The organism is Trinickia sp. (assembly GCF_051961175.1).
Classification (GTDB): Bacteria; Pseudomonadota; Gammaproteobacteria; order Burkholderiales; family Burkholderiaceae; genus Trinickia.
Genome location: NZ_JBQCDN010000366.1, coordinates 1 through 2,588, shown reverse-complemented (window position 1 = coordinate 2,588; position 2,588 = coordinate 1). Strand labels below are relative to the sequence as shown.

At 65.2% G+C, this 2,588-nt stretch carries 2 protein-coding genes; both read left to right on the top strand.

The window, feature by feature from the left end; all coding sequences use genetic code 11:
* The first annotated feature begins 60 nt into the window (after positions 1 to 60).
* Positions 61 to 2,397 carry an NADH-quinone oxidoreductase subunit NuoG gene (nuoG, locus tag ACTHL0_RS21095; RefSeq protein ID WP_440568846.1) on the top strand — a complete coding sequence of 779 codons (2,337 nt, stop codon included), beginning with the start codon at positions 61 to 63 and terminating at the stop codon, positions 2,395 to 2,397.
* Positions 2,398 to 2,588 (top strand): NADH-quinone oxidoreductase subunit H (locus ACTHL0_RS21090; RefSeq protein WP_440568845.1); only part of this gene is annotated, 191 nt, incomplete at its 3' end.

The window sequence follows — 2,588 nt, the reverse complement described above, 5'->3', positions numbered from 1 at the left end:
CGGCGGGCGGTTCAGCGAGCAAAAGATTGAGCGGTAATAGGTTAAGGACCATTCACCATCATGGTTGAACTTGAAATAGACGGGAAGAAGGTCGAGGTGCCCGAAGGCAGCATGGTGATCCAGGCTGCCCACAAGGTCGACACGTACATTCCTCACTTCTGCTATCACAAGAAGCTTTCGATCGCGGCGAACTGCCGCATGTGTCTCGTCGAAGTCGAGAAGATGCCGAAGGCTGTGCCGGCCTGCGCCACGCCGGTGTCCGCCGGCATGGTCGTGCGCACGACTTCCGACAAGGCCGTGAAGGCGCAGCAATCGGTGATGGAATTCCTGCTCATCAATCACCCGCTCGATTGCCCGATCTGCGATCAGGGCGGCGAATGCCAGTTGCAGGATTTGGCCGTGGGCTACGGCAAGTCCGCCTCGCGCTATCAGGAAGAAAAGCGCGTGGTGTTCCACAAGAACGTGGGGCCGCTCATTTCGATGGAAGAGATGACGCGCTGCATTCACTGCACGCGCTGCGTGCGCTTCGGCCAGGAAGTGGCCGGCGTGATGGAACTCGGCATGCTGGGCCGCGGCGAGCATTCGGAGATCACGACGTTCGTCGGCAAGACGGTCGATTCCGAACTGTCGGGCAACATGATCGACCTGTGCCCGGTCGGCGCGCTCACGAGCAAGCCGTTCCGCTACAGCGCCCGCACGTGGGAGCTCTCGCGCCGCAAATCGGTGAGCCCGCACGATTCCGTCGGTGCAAACCTCGTCGTGCAGACCAAGAACAATCGCGTCATGCGCGCGCTGCCGCTCGAGAACGAGGCGATCAACGAGTGCTGGATCTCCGATAAGGACCGCTTCTCGTACGAAGGCTTGAACAGCGAAGCGCGCTTGACGCAGCCGATGATCAAGCAAGGCGGCCAGTGGATCGAAACGGACTGGCAGGCGGCGCTCGAATACGTCGCGAAGAGTTTGAAGGGCGTCGCGGCCGATCACGGTGCCAACGCCATTGCCATGCTCGGCAGTGCCCATAGCACCGTCGAAGAGCTGTTTTTGCTGAAGCAACTGGCCCAGGCGGTCGGCACGCCGAACGTCGATTTCCGTCTGCGCCAATCCGATTTCTCGTCCGCAAGCGCCGGGACGCCGTGGCTTGGTATGCCGCTGGCCGATCTGTCGACGATCGACGCAGCATTCGTGATCGGCTCGTTCCTGCGCCGCGACCATCCGCTGATGGCCTCGCGCCTGCGCCAAGCTGCACGCAGCGGCGCGAAGCTGCATCTGCTGCATGCCACGGGCGACAACTCGCTGATCCCAACCGCGAAGACGATCGTGGCTGCGCCGTCGGCATGGGTCGATGCGCTCGCCGGCATCGCCGCCGCCGTCGCTCAGGCACGCGGTGTTGCGCTGCCGGAAGGGGCGGCTGGTGTTGAAGCCTCGGCTGCCGCGCAGGAAGTGGCGGCATCGCTCGCGAACGGCGAACGCCGTGCGGTGCTGATCGGCAACAGTGCCGTCCAGCACCCCGAGTTCTCGCGTATCCATGCGCTCGCGCAGTGGATCGCCGAACAAACGGGCGCGACGCTCGGTTTCCTCACGGAAGCCGCGAATACCGTGGGTGCTCACCTCGTCGGCGCGCTGCCCGGTGCGCAAGGCCTCGATGCGCGCGCCGCATTCGAGCAGCCGCGCAAGGGTTACGTGCTGCTGAACCTCGAACCGGAATTCGATACGGCCAATCCGGCGCAGGCGCTTGCCGCGCTCGGCGCGGCCGAAACGGTTGTCGTGCTGTCGCCGTTCAAGACGGGCCTCGACTACGCCGATGTCCTGCTGCCGATCGCGCCGTTCACGGAAACGGCCGGCGCGTTCGTCAATGCGCAAGGCACGCTGCAAGCATTCAACGGCGCCGTGCGTCCGCTCGGCGAAACGCGTCCGGGCTGGAAGGTGCTGCGTGTGCTTGGCAACGTGCTCGGTTTGAGCGGGTTCGACTACGACACCGTGGAAGACGTGCGCGCCGCGGCGCTGCCGAACGGCGTCGACGCTTCGCGCCTGAACAACCGCACGGACACGGCGGTGGCACGCGGTGCGAAGGCAAACGCGAACGCTAACGGTGCGCTCGAGCGTATCGCCGACGTGGCGATCTATCACGCCGACGCACTCGTGCGCCGCGCTCCGTCGCTGCATCTGACGGCGGCAGCACGGACGGCGAACACGATCGGCTTGCCGGCCGCGCTGTTCGACCAGCTTGGATTGAAGGAAGGCGACACGGTGCGTGTCCGCCAGGGCGATCGCACGGTTCAGGCCGGCGCGACGCGCGATGCGGCGCTGGCGGAGCGCGCGGTGCGCGTTTCGGCGGGCACGCAGCTCGGCGCGGCACTCGGCGGCTTGTTCGGTGAACTCGTGGTGGAGAAGGCGTAAATGAGCTTGTTCGATACGATCAACGCAGGCGGCGCCCAGGCGCTCGGTGACGCATGGCCCACGGTGTGGGCGCTCGTGCGCATCGTCGTCGTCTCCGTCGCGATTTTGCTGTGCGTGGCGTACCTGATCCTGTGGGAACGCAAGCTCATCGGCTGGATGCACGTGCGTCTCGGGCCGAACCGCGTCGGTCC

Bases quoted from the DNA above. Each gene is read 5' to 3' on its own strand.
- nuoG (WP_440568846.1), top strand. From the start codon at position 61: ATGGTTGAACTTGAAATAGACGGGAAGAAGGTCGAGGTGCCCGAAGGC.